The sequence below is a fragment of the Arthrobacter sp. TJ-238 genome (genome assembly GCF_058269215.1).
On record NZ_JBZCNH010000005.1, the window covers coordinates 156,953 to 172,904 of the forward strand.

Here is a 15,952-nt window from a genome sequence, read left to right on the forward strand (position 1 = left end):
ATGTGGATACCCCTAGCCGGGGAAGGCCGGGTCGCGGACATCGAGCTGCTCGTCCACCCAGCTGTTGCCGATCCGCGCGTACAGCGTGTCACCGGCCTGCGCGTACAGGGTGTCCTCCGCGTCGGTTCCTGCGCTGATGGCGCGGACCCCGACGAGGGCCGCCATGGTCTCCTGTTCGCCGTCGAGCTGCAGGATGACGGGCGTGGCTTCCGCGTCGGCACCGAGGGACGACGCCACGATGGTGCTCTGGCCGGCCCAGGCGGCCGTGTCGATGTCCCCGGGCAGGGGCAGCGTCAGCGGGGTGGTGAGCGTCTGCGGCTTCCCGTCGGGAGAGCGGGTGATGCCGGCGACCAGCAGCTCGCTCGTCCCGCCGCGGTCCGCGACGATCAGCGCCCGTGCCCCGTCGCGGGAGACCCGCAGTTCGACGACCCTCCGGTCGCCGAGCCAGCCCGCCGCGAGGACGGTCGCGTTCGCCTCCGTCCCGCCCGGCGGGACGGCGAGGATGGAGCTCCGCCCTCCTGCGGCCCTGCTGGTCCAGACCCAGTTCTCCGGGTCGAAGGAGGGCCGGGTCAAGGCGGCGCCCTTCACCACCTCGCGGGCCTCACTGCCCGGCGCGGTGACGAACAGCGTGGTCCCGTCCCCGTTCAGGAAGGCATAGGCGCTCCCCGACACCGAGGCTGCCGGGGAGCGTGGCTGCAGCGCTGCCACGCTCGGCATGCCGTCGATCGGGACGGTGGCGCCATCGCGCACCCGAACCAGCTCGCCGCCCGCGACGGCCACCTGCTCTCCCCCGACGTCGGGCGTCAGCTCGGGCACCACGAGCTCGGGTGCGGCCTCACCGAGTTCGATCGGCTGGCCGCTGACCATCTCCACAGTCGTGACGTCGTTCAGCCCGAGGAGGTTCACCTGGAGCTGCTGGTTCATCTGCTGCAGGCCGAGGCTCGTGGCATCCTCGAGGACCTCGGAGGAGAACTCGACGGACGCCGTACCGGAGGTGATGGGCACCGAGTCACGGGCCAGCATCACACCCTCCGGGAAGGCACTGGTGACGGAACCCTGCAGGTAGGGCGCCGGACCCGCGAGCATGGCGCTGACGATCCTGGCCGTCACCCCGGTCCTACGGACGAACCAGCGGGCATCAGGTACCCAGTAGCGGAAATTGCTGCTGTAGAAGTAGAGGTTGTGCGAGATCAGGAGGTCCTGGGCACTGCTCTGGGCGAGCATGATGCCGTCGGGGATCTCGTCGATCCGCCATTCCCCCGCCACCTGCACCATGCGGACGCCGAGCGTCTCGGAAGCGGGAACGGCGCTGTTGGTCCTCAGTCCCCGGGAGTCGACGGTCCCGGTCGTCTCCAGCTGGATCTGGTAGACCCCCTCGGTCTCTCGCTTCTCCACTCGTGGATCAGACCTGAACAGGACGATCCGTTCTTCCGGTTTCCAGGTCTTCGCCAGTTCGGGGGTCAGGAACTGGCGGGCCACGCTGTACCCGTCGCCGGCGCCCGTCCCCGCGGTGATGAAGTCCCTCAGGATCCGCTCGGGGGTCGCGCCCGGCGCCGGGCCCTCGGGATCGAAGGCGGGCGCCACCGCGTCGGCCTCTGCCTCCGCGGCCGGGATCACTCCGACCGGTCCCCGCGTGGGGATCTCCGAACAGCCGGTGAGAACCACGAGGCACGCCACCAGCAGGGAGGCGAGGAGCGCCCTTGGCGTCCTGCCGGCCGCCCGGTCGGCGGTCCAGGCGCGACTTGTCGTCCTACTGCTTCGCACTGCTCTCCTTCGTGGTGATCCCTTGCATGCCCTGGCCGCCGTGGTCCTCGTGCCCTGGCTCGTGCCCCGCCTCATGCCCTGGCTCGTGCCCAGCCTCATGCCCAGCCTCATGCCCTGCCTCGTCCGCGGACGCTCCCCGGGCGCGAGCCGCCACGGGTGGCAGGGCCACGGGCGACGACGTCAGCACGGCGCCCTGGTGCCGCGGCACGGTCAGACGGAAGCATGCTCCCTCGCCCGGCCGACCCCATGCCTCCAGCCACGCCCCGTGCAGCCGCGCGTCCTCGGTGGCGATGGACAGGCCGAGGCCGCTGCCGCCCGTGGTCCGGGCACGCGCCGGGTCGGCCCGCCAGAACCGGTCGAACACTCGGGACGCCTCGAGCGGCGTCATACCGATCCCATGGTCGCGGACCGCGACCGCGACGGCTTCCGGGTTGCACGCTATGTGGACATCGACCGGGCGCCCCTCCCCGTGTTCGAGCGCGTTCACGATCAGGTTGCGCAGGATCCTGTCGATACGGCGGGAGTCGGCGTCCACGATGCACCGTGTCTCGCCCGAGACGACGGAAAGCTCGATGCCCAGCCTCTCTGCGAGTGGCTGCGCGCCGTCGAGGGCGTGCTGGACGAGCTGCACCATGTCCACGGATTCGGCTTCCAGGACCGCGGCGCCGGCGTCGAAGCGGGAGATCTCGAGCAGGTCGGCGAGCAGGGCCTGGAAACGCTCCACCTGGTCGAACAGGATCTCCGCCGACCGCTTGTTCACGGGATTGAACTCGTTCCGCGCGTCGTACAGGACCTCCGCCGCCATCCGCACCGTGGTCAGGGGCGTCCTGAGTTCATGCGAAACGTCGGAGACGAAGCGCTGCTGCATCTGGGACAGCTGGGCCAGCTGGGTGATCTGGTCCTGCAGGCTGGCCGCCATACGGTTGAAGGAGGCTCCGAGCCGGGCCACCTCGTCCTCGCCGGTGACCTCCATGCGTTCCTGCAGCTGACCGGAGGCGAGCTTCTCCGACACGGACGCGGCGTGGCCGACCGGCAGGACCACGCTGCGTGTCACGTACCAGGTGATGCCGCCGATGACGATCAGCAGGATGACCCCCACCAGCCACAGGACGCGGTGGATGGAGTCGAGCGTGGCCTGCATCGACGAGAGGTCGTAGTACACGTAGAGGGCGTAGGGGCTGCGCTCGGGCGGCAGCTGGACCTGCGTGCCGAAGGCGAGCCCCGGCGCGTCCGGCTCGCCGCTCTCCGTCACGGGGATGGTGATCGGCGCCCAGTACACGTCCTGGCCGCTGGTCACCGCCTGCTGGAGGTCCTCGGGAATCATGCCCGCCGTCGCGCCGTCCTGGCTCACGGTCGCCGGGATGAAAAGCCCCTCCCCGTTGGTGATCGGGACCAGCATGGCCTGGCGGGGCGCGTTCGTCCTGCTGCCCACGAGCGCATTGACCGAGTCGAGCACCAGCCGATTCGTCGTGTCGCGGTCCGTCGCGGAGGAGTCCCTGAAGACGGCCTTGGTGGAGGTCAGGGCGGAGCGGGCCTCGGCACTGAACTGGTCGAAGCGCTCCTCGTAGAGCGCGCTCGCGATCTGGTTGGACAGGAAGCCGCCGACGGCCACGAAGGACACCGAGGTGAGGAGCATCGTCGCGACGACGGTCCGGAACTGCAGCGACCGGCGCCAGCTGCGCGCGATGGAACTCAGCAGGACACGAAGGCGCCGTACGCCGCTTCGCAGCCGGGTCGCGGAACGGGTCGCGACAGAGGAGCCGACCGGGTGGGCCAGGACAGCGGAACCGGCCGCGGCGGCATCGGGCGCCGGCGATGGCCCCGACCCATGGGGGACGCCGGGGTCGCCGGCGCTGCCGCCCGCGCCCTCCGCGTCAGCCCTGTCCGGCCTTGTATCCGACACCACGCACCGTCAGGACGATCTCGGGTGCCTCCGGATCACGCTCGATCTTCGAGCGCAGCCGCTGCACATGGACATTGACGAGCCGGGTGTCGGCGGCGTGCCGGTAGCCCCAGACCTGTTCGAGGAGCAGCTCGCGGGTGAATACCTGCCACGGCTTCCGGGCCAGGGCCACGAGCAGGTCGAACTCGAGCGGCGTGAGCGAGACGCGCTGGCCCGCCCGCGTGACCTCGTGGCCTGCGACGTCGATGCTCACATCACCGATCCGGAGGGTCTCCGGCGCCTTCGACTCGGCCGGGCGGAGCCGGGCGCGCACGCGGGCCACGAGCTCGGCCGGCTTGAAGGGCTTGGGGACGTAGTCGTCGGCGCCGGACTCGAGGCCACGGACGACGTCGGACGTGTCCGACTTCGCCGTCAGCATCACGATGGGGAGATCCGATTCACTGCGGATCTGCCGGCACACCTCGATGCCGTCCATACCGGGCAGCATGAGGTCCAGCAGCACGAGATCCGGTTGGGTCGAGCGGAACACGCCCAGCGCCGCTGCGCCGTCGGCGCAGAAGACGGGGTCGAACCCGTCGTTGCGGAGGACGATGCCGATCATCTCGGACAGGGCCTCGTCGTCGTCGATGACCAGAATGCGAGCCTTCATACCCCCATACTGTCCCATCGGACGTGCAATGTCCCATCAGCCCCACCGTGTGCTGTGTTCCGGAGTTCCAGGAGCGGTGCCGGCGGGCGCGCGGCTGGGTGGCCGGCGCGGCGGCCCGGCCTATGATGCAGGAGGGGAGCTGCGGTCGAGCCTCCCTGGAGCATCCGAGCGAGGGGACGCCATGAGTGATCAGGTGGAGGGTCAGCCGGACGACGGGCTGCCCCGCGGCACATCGGACGGCCGGCACGACGGCGACGGTCCGGCCTCCCAGCCTGCACCCCCGGCACCCCCGGCACCGTGGCAGTCGCCCGGAACGCCCACCCCCGACAGCCAGGGCTGGGGCGCCCCCTACCCGCCGCAGGGCCCCGGACCGCAGCAGCCCGGCCAGGGCTGGGGACCCGGCTTCCCGCCACAGGGGCCCGGACCGCAGCAGCCCGGCCAGGGCTGGGGCGCCCCCTACCCTCCGCAGGGGCCCGGACCGCAGCAGCCCGGCCAGGGCTGGGGACCCGGCTACCCTCCGCAGGGCCCCGGACCGCAGCAGCCCGGCCAGGGCTGGGGACCCGGCTTCCCGCCACAGGGCCCCGGACAGGGTGGGAGCCCGTACGGCGCGCGCCCCTTCCCGCAGGGGCCCATGTACCAGGCGCCGCCCAAGCCGGGCGTCATCCCGCTCCGGCCGCTGGGCCTCGGGGAGATCCTCGACGGTGCCTTCCAGGCCTGCCGCAGGAACCCGGTGGCCACGTTCGGCAGCGCGATCCTGCTGCAGGCCGTCGTCGCGCTGGTGACGGTGCTCCTGCTCGGGAACGTCGTCTCGTCCTTCGAGGTACTCGAGGCGGAGAATGCGACGACCGACAGCATCATCGCTGCCGTCGCCGGCTTCGGCGTGGTCGCCACGATCACCGGGGTGGTGTCAGCGGTGGCCCTGCTCGTGCTGCAGGGCATCCTCGTGATCCCGATCGCACGGGCGGTCATCAACCAGCGGACCTCCTTCGGCCAGGCATGGCGGATCGCCCGCGGCCGTATCCTCCCGCTGCTGGGCTTCGGACTCCTGTCCTTCGCTGCTGGACTCGTGGGTCTCTCCCTCGTGGTCGGGATCTCCGTGCTGGCCGTCCTGGGACTCGAGGAGTACTCGGCCCTGGTCATCGTGCCGCTCGCGCTCGGCGCCGTGGCCCTGCTCATCTGGGTGAGCACCAAGATCGTGGTCGCACCGGCGACCCTGATGCTCGAGGGGACCGGCCCCTGGACGTCCGTCAAGCGATCCTGGTCCCTGACCCGGGGCAACTGGTGGCGGACGTTCGGGATCGTCCTGCTGACGAGCCTCATCGTGTCGATCATCGCGTCGGTCATCTCCACACCCCTCACGTTCGCCGTCTCGCTCGTCTTCGGCTTCAGTGCCAGCGCCTCCGCAACGCCCGATGCCCTCGACTCGATCCCCCTGCTCCTCGCGACGCAGGCCATCACGGCGCTCTTCTCGGCCATCGGCTACGCCTTCCAGGCCGGCGTGACCTCCCTGCTGTACGTGGACCTCCGTATCCGCCGCGAGGGCTTCGACGTCGTGCTCATGCGTGAGCACGAGCGGGCCGGCACGGGACCGAGCGACATCCTCCCCGGCGGCACCCCTCCCGGCACCTCCTTCGGGCACCGGCCTGGAGGGCCCGCGTGAGAGGCACCCCGACCATCTTCCGCCGGGACCGCCCGTGACCATCGATCCGGGGACCCTCACGCCGGACGCGGACGAGGCCCGCAGGCTGCTGCAGGACGAGCTGGCGAAGGCCGCCTACGTGGAGGCGCAGCCCAACATCTTCGAACGCATCCTCGCCGACGTCCTGCGCTCCCTCGGACGGCTTCTCGACGGCGTGCAGGGCCTCGGGTCGGGACCCGGCACACTGCTGGTCGCGATCGGCGCAGCAGCCCTCATCGTCGTGGCCGTCGTGCTCGTCCGGCCGCGCCTGAACGCGCGCGGGCGGAAACAGGAGGCCGCGGTGTTCGAGGACGGCGCACGGCGCTCCGCCGACCACCACCGCCGCCGGTCCTCGGAGCTGGCCGCCCTGGAAAACTGGAACGGCGCCGTGGCGGAGCTGCTGCGCGCGATCATCCGCTCGGCGGAGGAACGCGTGGTCATGGAGGAACAGGCCGGCAGGACGGCGACGGAGGCGGCCGCGCAGCTCGGCGGCATGTTCCCGTCCCTGGCGCCCGACGTCGCCTGGCTCGCCGACCGCTTCAACGAGACCCACTACGGCAGCGGCACGGCGACAGCGGACGACCACCGGCGTGCCGCCGCTCTCGACGCGCAGCTGACCGCCGAGCGCCCCTCCGCACACCAGCGCACGACGACGCCGGCGGCACCGCGATGACGCGCGGGACGCAGGAGACCGGCGTCCGGGGAACCACCGTGCAGCCGAGCGCGGCGCCGCGGTCCGAGGTCATGGGCGACGGCGGGAGTGCCGCGGCCACCGCACGCCGGCGTCTCCGTCGCTCCCTGCCCCTGCTGGTCGGCGCCGTGGTCCTCGCGGTGATCGTACTGCTCAACCTCCTGCCCGGCGCGGAGGAGGACGACCGCCCGCTGTCCCCGGGCAACCCGGCGCCCCAGGGCGCGCGGGCCGTGGCGGAGGTCCTCGCGAGCGAGGGCGTCGACGTCGTGCGCGTCGACTCGTACAACGACGCACTCGAGGAACTGGACGCCGGGCCGGCGACGCTCTTCCTCAACGACGCCCGGCAGTACCTCAGCGCCACCCAGGTGGCGGAGCTGACAGGAGCATCGGTGCGTGCCGTGCTCGCGGCGCCGGGGGCCCGGCAGCTCACTGCCCTCGAGCAGGAGTTCACCCAGCTCGGTTCCGCTCCCCTGGACTTCGGCGACGTGCCCGCAGCGTCCGCCGAATGCTCCGACGACGCGGCGACGGCGGCGGGCACCCTCTCCGGGACCGGGACGGTCTACGCCGGTGACGTCGAGTGCTTCCCGACCGTCGTCGACGGTGCGACGGACGGTGCCGACGGCGACTCCGGCGCCATGACCGGCGGCCTGTACACCACGAGCTCCGACGGCGCGGTCGCCGTGCTCGGGGCCCCGTCGATCCTCTCCAACGAGTCGATCACCGCGGAGGGCAACGCGGCCCTCGCCCTGCGCGCCCTCGGATCCGCCCCGACACTCGTCTGGTACGAGCCGACCGGCGCGGACGTCGTCTCGAGCGGTGAGGGTATCGATCCCCGGACGCTCCTGCCGCCGTGGGTGGACCCGCTGCTCGTGTGGCTGCTCGTCTGCGCCGCGCTCGCCCTGGCCTGGAAGGGACGACGCCTGGGGCCGCTGGCGGTCGAGCCGCTGCCCGTCGTCGTCCGGGCCGCCGAGACGGCGGAGGGCCGCGCACGGCTCTACCAGGACTCCCGGTCGGTGGCGCATGCCGCGGCCAACCTGCGGGCGGCCGCGCTCACGCGCATGGCCCGCCGGCTCCGCGTGGACCGCGCGGCCCCGGCGGGCGAGGTCATCGACGCCGCTGCCCGGCACAGCGGGCGGTCCCGCCTCGACCTGGAGCAGCGGCTGCTCCACACACCGACCACGGATCGCGAGCTCGTGCTGTGGGCACAGGAGATCCTCGACCTCGAGAAGGAGATTCGATCATGAACGATTCCGCCGGCCGGCAGGACGGGCCCCCGCAGGCGCCGCCCGCCACACCCCCCGCCGGGGCGCACCAGGCGACACGCGTCGGGGAACGGGACGAGGCGTCGGACCACGGGCCGGACGCCTCACGGCAGGTGCCCGGCCGGGAGGACCACGACGGCGAGGCCGCCCGGGCCGCGCTGCTGCGGGTCCGCACGGAGGTGGGCAAGTCGATCGTGGGCCAGGACGCGGCAGTGACCGGTCTCCTCATCGGCCTGCTCGCCGACGGGCACGTCCTGCTGGAGGGCGTCCCCGGTGTGGCGAAGACCCTGCTCGTCCGCACCCTCGCCACGGCCCTGGACCTCGACACCAAACGCGTGCAGTTCACGCCGGACCTCATGCCCGGCGACATCACGGGCTCGCTGATCTACGAGTCGAAGACCGGCGAGTTCACCTTCCGGGAAGGGCCTGTCTTCACCAATATCCTCCTCGCGGACGAGATCAACCGCACGCCGCCGAAGACGCAGGCCTCGCTGCTCGAGGCCATGGAGGAACGCCAGGTCTCCGTCGACGGCGTCTCACGCCCCCTTCCGGGTCCGTTCATCGTCGCCGCGACGCAGAACCCGGTCGAGTACGAGGGCACCTACCCCCTGCCCGAGGCGCAGCTCGACCGCTTCCTGCTCAAACTCACCCTCCCGCTCCCGGGCCGCGACGACGAGATCGAGGTGATCCGCCGCCACAGCGTCGGCTTCGACCCGCGCAACCTCGGCGCCGCCGGCGTCCGCGCGGTCGCCGGCGCGGAGGACATCGACCGCGCGCGTGCCGCCGTGGCCCGCGTCGCAGTCGCACCGGAGGTCCTCGCCTACATCGTGGACGTCGTGCGGGCCACGCGGTCCTCGCCGTCGTTCCAGCTCGGCGTGTCCCCCCGCGGCGCCACCGCACTGCTGAACACCTCGCGCGCCTGGGCCTGGCTCTCGGGCCGCTCCTTCGTGACCCCCGACGACGTCAAGGCCCTCACCCTCCCCGCGCTCCGACACCGTGTGGCACTGCGGCCCGAGGCGCAGATGGACGGCGTGGGCGTCGACGACGTGCTCGGCGGCATCCTCGGCACAGTCCCCGTCCCGCGGTAGGACCCCACCCCCACCCGCTCCGGTCGCCGCTGCGCCCGGACCCGAGAGGAGCTCCCGTGGTTCTCACCGGCCGCCTCGTCCTGCTGGCGCTGCTCGGCGTCGTGCCCGTCGTCCTGTTCCCGGGGGCGACGTCGATCCTGCTGTGGGCGGCGCTCCTTACCGCAGTGGCCGCACTCGACCTGGCCCTCGCGGCGTCGCCCCGGCGGGTCGGGATCGTGCGCGAGCTGCCCGAGGGCGTCAGGCTCGGCGAGGAGTGCCGTAGCGCCCTGGTGCTGCGCAACGACACCCACCGCCCGCTGCGCGCCACGGTGCGGGAGGCCTGGCAGCCGTCGGCCGGTGCCGCCGATCCGGAGCAGGCCGTTCACGTGCCCGCGGGCGAGGCGCGCCGGATGACGGTGCGCCTGCGTCCCACGCGCCGTGGCATCCTCCGGGTGGAGACCGTGGCCATCCGGAGCGCCGGGCCGCTCGGCATCGCCGCCCGGCAGGTCACGGTGCCGGCGCCGGGGGCGCTACGGGTACTTCCGTCCTTCGCCTCGAAGCGGCACCTGCCCTCCAAGCTGCGCCGCTTGCGCGAGCTGGACGGCGCGTCGGCCGTGCAGATCCGGGGCGCGGGCACGGAGTTCGACTCCCTGCGGGACTACGTGCGCGGTGACGACGTCCGTTCCATCGACTGGCGGGCGACGGCCCGACGGCGCGACACCGTGGTGCGGACCTGGCGGCCGGAGCGCGACCGCCGCGTCGTCGTCGTGCTCGACACCTCGCGCACGTCCGCCGCGCGGGTCCTCGACGAGCCGCGCCTCGACACCGGGATCGAAGCGGCACTGCTGCTGTCCGTGCTCGCGGAGCGCGGCGGCGACAAGGTCCACTTCCTGGCGTTCGACCGCCGTCTGCGCGCCCGCGTCGACTCGACCGCGAAGGGCAACCTGCTCGCTTCGCTCGTGACCGCGATGGCGCCGCTCGAGGCCGAACTGATCGAGGCCGACTGGTCACGCGTACCGGCCCAGGTACGGGCCGTATCGCCGCACCGCAGCCTCGTGGTCCTGCTGACGTCGCTGGACTCGGGCGCTGTGGAGGAGGGCCTGCTGCCGGCGCTGCCTGGCCTCACGGAGCGCCACGTCGTCGTGGTCGCCTCGGTCCGCGATCCGCGCCTCGAGGAGATGGCGGCCGACCGCTCGACGGCGGCGGCGACGTTCCGTGCCGCTGCGGCGGAACGCGCCCTGCTGGACCGGGCGGCGGTGGCCGACCAGCTCCGTCTCGTCGGCGCGGAGGTCGTGGACGCGGTGCCCGCGGAGCTCCCCCCGCTCCTCGCCGACACGTACATCAGGCTGAAAGCGACAGGCCGCCTGTGAGGGGCTTCGACCCGCCACGGCCCGCAGACCCGCCTACCAGGCGCTGCCGGCCAGGGTACGCGCCGTGATCGGCGGGCTGCTCGGTGGGCAGCCCGACGACGTCCGCCCCGCGGGCGGCGGGTTCACCCCGGGGTTCGCCGCAACGGTGGTCCGCGGAGACACGGCCCTGTTCGTGAAGGCCGCGTGCGAGACCGATCCCTTCACCTACCCGGCGTACCTGCGCGAGGCGGCCATCCACGGGGTCCTGCCGGCCGGACTGCCGGTCCCCCGGCTCCTCGCGTCGCGATCCGTCCGCGTCCCCGGGCCGGGCGGCACCTGGACCGTCCTCTGCCTCGAGCACATCGAGGGTGCCCTGCCGGGCGGACCGTGGACCGGCGAGCAGGCGGCCGCGGTCCACGCGGCGCTTCTCGACGTGGACCGCGGACTCCGGACGGTCCCCACCCACGCGGCCGGCGGGTCGATCACCGACGGACTCACCGACGACCCGTCCGTGATGGGCGTGTTCGGCCGATGCGCCGACGGGGATCGGCCGCCGTTCCTGCCTGCCCTGGGTGAACAGCAGTGGCTCGACCTCCAGTCGCTCGTCGAGCGCGCCCCGTCCCTGGTGCGCGGGTCGTCGCTCCTCCACAACGACCTGCGGCCCGACAACGTCATCATCGAGCGCTCGTCCGGGCGCGCATTCGTCTGCGACTGGAACTTCCTCACGCAGGGTCCGGCGTGGGCCGACTGGGTGGGGCTGCTCCCCTATCTCCGGCACGACGGTCTCGACGCGGACGCCCTGCTCCGCGCGTCGCCCCTCTCGGCCGACGCCCCGGAGGAGGCCGTCGACAGCTGGCTGGCCCTGCTGGCCGCGTACATGGTGGTCAGCGGCCTCTCGCCCGAGGTCCCGAGCAGTCCCAGGCTCCGGTCCCACGGGCGGTTCACCGCCGGCATCATGATTGACTGGTTGTCCGAGCGACGGAAGTGGGCGGCATGACCTCGATCTACCAGCAGGCGATGGGCAGCGACTTCGGCCGACTGCAGCCGGAACTGCGCGAGTACTTCGGTCTCCACGCCGGCAGCGGTCTCGCCGGCCACGGGCACGGGGTGTTCGACGTCGCCGGGTGCCCCGCCTGGTTCGCGCGCCCCGCCTTCCGGCTCACGGCGCTCGACAACGCGTTCTTCCCCGAGTACCGCGACGATGTCCCTTTCACCATCAGGAACTTCCCACACACGGACCCGTTCGGCCGACCGGCGCTCACCGCCCGGCGTGAACTGGATTTCGGGACCGCCCTGCGCGTCTTCGAGGACACGACCTCCCTGCAGGACGGCGTCCTCACCGACTACGTCGGCCGCCACCGGCGGATGGCCACCCTGCTGACCTGCACCGCCACGGACGAGGGGCGCATCCGCATGGTGTCCTCGCGGACGCGGGTGTTCGCGGGCCTTCGCCTGCCCCTGCCCGACGCCGTGGGTGCGCTCGCCTACGTGGAGCAGTGGTGGGACGACGACGCGGGTGCCTTCAGGATCAAGACCCGGGTGGTGCACCGTCAGCTCGGGACCCTGCTGGTGTACGCAGGGTCCTTCCACTACACGCTCGAGGAGTTCGACGGCGTCCTGCCCGCGGAGGTCAGTCCTCGGCGGTGGGAGCACCGCGTCTGACCGGGGCCGGAGCGAGCCACCCGGCCGGGTGGCCGGGTGGCCGGGTGCGTGGACAAGGCGGACGGGGGCTCAGCCCTCGGCGCGCACCTGGTCCAGGGCGTCGGCGACCTGCGCCATGCGCGTGAGCACCCGGGTCGCATCCGCGGGCGTGCGGCCCTCGAGGCCGGGCCGGGTGGTCACGGTCAGTGCCCCGAGCATCGTCACGGGCAGCCCGACACGCCGCCACGCGGTGAGCACCGTCTCCGCCAGGACCGTCACCTGGGGAAGGGCGGTCCCGGGATCGAGGATCGCGAGCTCCAGCGGGCGCCCCGCCTCGATGTCCTCGGCGAGTGCCTCCCAGTGCCGGTCGGAGACGCCGGGCAGGTCGAGGGACAGTCCCGTGGCGGCGCTGGAGCGGGCTGCATCGAGGGCGACGTCCCCGCCACCCGGCACGAGCACCGTCCCGGCGGCCCCCGCGGCGACGACCGACGCCGTCACGAGGTCCCACGCCTCCGTGGCCTCACGCCGGTCGACCGCGCGCAGCGTGCGGTAGCCGCTGGCCGTCGGGACGCGTCCGGCGAGGATCGCCCCGGCCTCGGGCTCGTCGAACTGGAGCAGCACCTCGGCGCCCCGCACGACGGCGGACACGCGGCGCACGAGGTCCGCGGCCCCTGCAGCGAGCGACGCGTAGACCTCCCGGCGGGCACCGGGGTCGATCAGGACGCGCTCACCGTTGTGGAGGTGGACGCCCGCGGCGAGGGACAGCGGTCCCCGCAGGTGCAGCTTCAGGTGGGACGCCGGGCGCTCCTCGGCGCCGGCGACGTCGCCGAGGGCGTTGATGTCGGAGGACAGGGCCGACTCCGCGCGGCGCTGGTCCCTGCCGGGCCGCTGCACGAGCCGCCAGCCGTGCGGCTGCAGGTCGAAGGGCAGCTCGACGAGGATCCCGAGCGTCCGCCCGAGGGCATCGCTCCCCGGCCCGCGCGCGGGCAGCGACGGCAGGAAGGGCACGTTCGCTCCCCCGAGCTCGCCGCGCACGGCACGGTTGGCCTCGAGAGGGTCGGTTCCGGGCCAGTCCCCGGCGGCGGTCGCCGCCACGGATCGGACCGGCTCAGGCATGGGTGCCGTGGACGGGGGTCCCGGACGCGGGCGGCGCCGCGCCCTCGGTGCCGGGCCTGCGGTTCTCGGAGATCGCCTGGTGGTGGCGGATCACCTCGGAGATGATGAAGTTCAGGAACTTCTCGGCGAACGCGGGGTCCAGCTGCGCCTCCTCGGCCAGCATGCGGAGCCGGGCGATCTGTGCGGCCTCGCGCTGCGGATCACCGGCGGGGAGGTCGTGCTCGGCCTTGAGGTGCCCCACCCGCTGCGTCGCCTTGAAGCGTTCGGCCAGGAGGTAGACGAGGGTGGCGTCGATGTTGTCGATCGAGCTCCTCACCGAGAGCAGCTCCGCCATCACCTCGGGGGCCACGTCTCCCGTGAGTGAGCTGGCTGCCGGGTCGAAGCCGCTGCGTGGATGCGTCATGACTCCAGTCAAGCAGACGCCGGAGGCACTCCGTGAACTGCGACTACCCTGCCGCTGCCGGCTCGGGTCGCAGGGCGGAACGCGCGGAATCGATGGTCGCCTGGCCGAGTACACGCGTGCCCTGGTACAGCACCACGGTCTGGCCCGGTGCCACGCCGCGCATCGGTTCGACCAGCCGCACCACGAGCTGCTGCACGCCGTCGGCCCATTCGACCGACGCGCGCGCGGGCACGGGATCGCCGTGGGCCCGCACCTGGGCCGTGCAGTCGAACTCCTCCCCGGTCCGCACCTCGTCGATGGGCAGGCCGGCCCAGGACACCTTGATGCCGCGCATCTGGTCGATCGCGAGCAGGTGCTCCGGCCCCACGATCACCTCGTTCTGCTTGGGACGGATCTCCAGCACGAAGCGTGGCTTGCCGTCCGCGGCCGGGGTGCCCAGCTTGAGGCCGCGGCGCTGGCCGACGGTGAAGGCGTTGGCGCCCGGGTGGCTGCCGATCCTCTCGCCGTCGACGTCGAGGATGTCGCCCTCGGTCATCTCGATGCGCTCCTCGAGCCAGCCGCGCGTGTCCCCGTCGGGGATGAAGCAGATGTCGTGGCTGTCGGGCTTGTTCGCGACGGAGAGGCCACGCCGCTCGGCCTCGGCCCGGACCTCGGCCTTCGACGGCGTCTCGGCGAGCGGGAACATGGAGTGCTTGAGCTGCTCGTGGGTCAGCACGCCGAGCACGTAGGACTGGTCCTTCGCCCAGTCGGCCGCGCGGTGCAGTTCGGGATTGCCGTCGGCGTCCTCGACGACCTTCGCGTAGTGGCCGGTGCAGACGGCGTCGAACCCGAGGGCGAGGGCCTTCTCGAGCAGGGCGGCGAACTTGATGCGCTCGTTGCAGCGCATGCAGGGGTTCGGGGTGCGGCCCGCCGCGTACTCGGCGACGAAGTCGTCGACGACGTCCTCCTTGAAGCGCTCGGAGAAGTCCCACACGTAGTAGGGGATGCCGAGGATGTCGCAGGCACGCCAGGCGTCCCGTGAGTCCTCGATGGTGCAGCAGCCGCGGCTGCCCGTCCGGAGCGTCCCGGGCATGCGGGAGAGGGCCAGGTGCACGCCGACGACGTCGTGCCCCGCCTCCACGGCGCGTGCCGCCGCCACCGCGGAGTCGACGCCGCCGCTCATCGCTGCCAGTACCCTCATGAGAAACCCGTTCCTGCCGTCCTGATGGATGATGCGTGCCCGGCCATGCCCGCCGTGCGGGCCCGGGCGTAGGCTCCCCCGATGGCGCCCACCACGGCGTCAACGTCGTCGGCCGTGGATGTATGCCCCAGGCTGAACCGCTGGGCGCCGCGCGCCTCGTCCTCCGTCAGTCCCATGGCGAGCAGCACGTGCGACGGCCGGGGCACGCCCGCGGTGCAGGCGGAGCCGGTGGAGGACTCGATCCCCGCGAGGTCGAGGAGGAACAGGAGCGAGTCGCCCTCGCAGCCCGGGAACGTGAAGTGGACGTTGCCGGGGAGCCGTGTGCCCTCGGGGGCGGGGTGCGCGACGCCGCGCAGCACCGCGTCCGGCACCTCGAGGAGGATGCCCTCGATGAGGCGGTCCCTGAGCGCTGCGAGGCGGGGCGATTCCGCTCCGAGGCGGGCGACGGCGTCGTCGGCCGCGGCGGCGAAGGCGACGATGCCCACGCCGTCGAGCGTGCCCGAGCGGATGTCGCGTTCCTGCCCGCCGCCGTGCTGCACGGGCGTGAGGGTGACGGCGCGGCCCACGAGGAGGGCACCTACGCCCACGGGGCCGCCGATCTTGTGCGCGCTGACGGCCATGGTGGCGAGACCGGAGTCGGCGAAGGACACCGGGAGGGCCCCGAACGCCTGCACGGCGTCGCTGTGGACCGGGACCCCGTACCGCGCGGCCTCGTCGACCACGGCCCGCACCGGCTGGACGGACCCCACCTCGTTGTTCGCCCACATCACGGTGACGAGCGCGGTCCTGTCCGGTGCGTCGGCGAGCGCGGCGCGCAGCGCGTCGAGGGACACGACGCCCGCGGCATCCACGGGCAGCCAGACCACCTCGGCCCCCTCGTGCCGTTCGAGCCACTCGACGGTGTCCTGCACGGCGTGGTGCTCCACGGCGCTGCAGAGGATCCGGGTACGGGCCGGGTCCTCGGCGCGGCGAGCCCAGTAGAGGCCCTTGACGGCGAGGTTGTCCGCCTCGGTGCCGCCCGAGGTGAAGACGACCTCCGACGCGTGGGCCCCGGCGGCCGCGGCGATCGTCTCCCGGGCCTCCTCGACGGCGCGCCGGGCACGACGGCCCGAGCCGTGGAGGGAGGACGGGTTTCCGCTCCGGCTGAGTTCGCGGGTGAGCGCGGCGAGCGCCGGCGCCGAGATCGGCGTGGTCGCCGCGTGATCGACATACACGGGCATCCCTCGATTCTACGGGCGCCACGCCGCCC

The 15,952-nt window shown here is 72.9% G+C and carries 14 protein-coding genes; 7 read left to right on the top strand and 7 right to left on the bottom strand.

The window, feature by feature from the left end; genetic code table 11:
- Positions 1–12: 12 nt before the first annotated feature.
- From AC4D2O_RS12260 to mtrA, 3 genes are read right to left on the bottom strand one after another with little or no spacing between them, the layout of a single operon-like run.
- Positions 13–1,764, bottom strand: a complete 1,752-nt coding sequence (locus tag AC4D2O_RS12260; protein ID WP_490907637.1) for an LpqB family beta-propeller domain-containing protein — start codon at positions 1,762–1,764, stop codon at positions 13–15.
- A complete protein-coding gene (mtrB, locus tag AC4D2O_RS12265) occupies positions 1,751–3,667 on the bottom strand; it encodes an MtrAB system histidine kinase MtrB (RefSeq protein WP_490907638.1) in 1,917 nt (638 codons plus the stop codon). The genes AC4D2O_RS12260 and mtrB overlap by 14 nt, the downstream gene beginning before the upstream one ends.
- The gene (mtrA, locus tag AC4D2O_RS12270; protein WP_490907639.1) at positions 3,639–4,316 is read right to left on the bottom strand and encodes an MtrAB system response regulator MtrA; all 678 of its coding nucleotides are present in this window, start codon (positions 4,314–4,316) and stop codon (positions 3,639–3,641) included. Before mtrA ends, mtrB begins: the two co-directional genes overlap by 29 nt.
- Before the next feature lie 181 nt (positions 4,317–4,497).
- On the opposite strand from mtrA, the gene AC4D2O_RS12275 reads away from it, so the two are divergent.
- From AC4D2O_RS12275 to AC4D2O_RS12305, 7 genes are all read left to right on the top strand, one after another.
- Complete coding sequence (locus AC4D2O_RS12275) at positions 4,498–5,976, top strand: DUF7847 domain-containing protein (RefSeq protein ID WP_490907640.1); 1,479 nt, start codon at positions 4,498–4,500, stop codon at positions 5,974–5,976.
- A gap of 34 nt (positions 5,977–6,010) precedes the next feature.
- Positions 6,011–6,667: a DUF4129 domain-containing protein gene (locus AC4D2O_RS12280; protein ID WP_490907641.1), complete on the top strand. Its 657-nt coding sequence runs from the start codon at positions 6,011–6,013 to the stop codon at positions 6,665–6,667.
- On the top strand, positions 6,664–7,929 hold the full coding sequence (locus AC4D2O_RS12285) for a DUF4350 domain-containing protein (protein WP_490907642.1): 1,266 nt from the start codon (positions 6,664–6,666) through the stop codon (positions 7,927–7,929). The genes AC4D2O_RS12280 and AC4D2O_RS12285 overlap by 4 nt, the downstream gene beginning before the upstream one ends.
- Positions 7,926–9,035, top strand: coding sequence for an AAA family ATPase (locus tag AC4D2O_RS12290; protein WP_490907643.1), 1,110 nt, complete (start codon positions 7,926–7,928; stop codon positions 9,033–9,035). The genes AC4D2O_RS12285 and AC4D2O_RS12290 overlap by 4 nt, the downstream gene beginning before the upstream one ends.
- 56 nt (positions 9,036–9,091) lie before the next feature.
- Positions 9,092–10,384, top strand: a complete 1,293-nt coding sequence (locus tag AC4D2O_RS12295) for a DUF58 domain-containing protein (RefSeq protein WP_490907644.1) — start codon at positions 9,092–9,094, stop codon at positions 10,382–10,384.
- 64 nt (positions 10,385–10,448) lie between these two features.
- On the top strand, positions 10,449–11,360 hold the full coding sequence (locus AC4D2O_RS12300; protein WP_490907645.1) for a phosphotransferase family protein: 912 nt from the start codon (positions 10,449–10,451) through the stop codon (positions 11,358–11,360).
- Complete coding sequence (locus AC4D2O_RS12305) at positions 11,357–12,025, top strand: DUF4166 domain-containing protein (RefSeq protein ID WP_490907646.1); 669 nt, start codon at positions 11,357–11,359, stop codon at positions 12,023–12,025. The genes AC4D2O_RS12300 and AC4D2O_RS12305 overlap by 4 nt, the downstream gene beginning before the upstream one ends.
- 69 nt (positions 12,026–12,094) lie before the next feature.
- Here the strand turns inward: AC4D2O_RS12305 and AC4D2O_RS12310 are convergent, their stop codons facing one another.
- From AC4D2O_RS12310 to AC4D2O_RS12325, 4 genes are read right to left on the bottom strand one after another with little or no spacing between them, the layout of a single operon-like run.
- Positions 12,095–13,120 carry a uroporphyrinogen decarboxylase/cobalamine-independent methonine synthase family protein gene (locus tag AC4D2O_RS12310; protein WP_490907647.1) on the bottom strand — a complete coding sequence of 342 codons (1,026 nt, stop codon included), beginning with the start codon at positions 13,118–13,120 and terminating at the stop codon, positions 12,095–12,097.
- Positions 13,113–13,523: a chorismate mutase gene (locus AC4D2O_RS12315; protein ID WP_490907648.1), complete on the bottom strand. Its 411-nt coding sequence runs from the start codon at positions 13,521–13,523 to the stop codon at positions 13,113–13,115. Before AC4D2O_RS12315 ends, AC4D2O_RS12310 begins: the two co-directional genes overlap by 8 nt.
- A gap of 43 nt (positions 13,524–13,566) precedes the next feature.
- Positions 13,567–14,703 carry a tRNA 2-thiouridine(34) synthase MnmA gene (mnmA, locus tag AC4D2O_RS12320; protein WP_490907649.1) on the bottom strand — a complete coding sequence of 379 codons (1,137 nt, stop codon included), beginning with the start codon at positions 14,701–14,703 and terminating at the stop codon, positions 13,567–13,569.
- Positions 14,700–15,923, bottom strand: a complete 1,224-nt coding sequence (locus AC4D2O_RS12325; protein ID WP_490907650.1) for a cysteine desulfurase family protein — start codon at positions 15,921–15,923, stop codon at positions 14,700–14,702. Before AC4D2O_RS12325 ends, mnmA begins: the two co-directional genes overlap by 4 nt.
- Positions 15,924–15,952 lie beyond the last annotated feature (29 nt).